The organism is Streptomyces sp. URMC 126 (assembly GCF_051386555.1).
Lineage (GTDB): Bacteria > Actinomycetota > Actinomycetes > Streptomycetales > Streptomycetaceae > Streptomyces.
The window spans coordinates 1-248 of record NZ_JBPQTX010001163.1; the positions used below are offsets into that span (position 1 = coordinate 1).

The following is a 248-nucleotide window of genomic DNA, read 5'->3' on the forward strand; positions in this document are numbered from 1 at the left end:
GGGCTGGCGCTCCTGGAGGGGCTGCCCGCCGGCCGAGAACGCGAGCGGCGCGAGCTCGGCCTGCAACTGGCGCTGGGCCAGGCGTCGATCGCCGCCAAGGGCTTCGCGGCCGCCGAGACGGGCCGTGCCTACGCCCGGGCTTGCGAGCTGTGCCGCGGGTTGGGTGACGTGCCGGAGCTGTTCCCGGCGCTCTACGGTCTATCCGTCTTCCACTTCCAGCGCGGCGAGCTGGGCACGGCGTACGAGGT

Annotated in this window: 1 protein-coding gene; it reads left to right on the top strand. The window is 74.2% G+C overall.

The annotated features are described in order from the left end of the window. The coding region (locus tag ACSNOK_RS35515; RefSeq protein ID WP_436784797.1) for a hypothetical protein at positions 1 to 248 on the top strand (248 nt) is incomplete at both ends.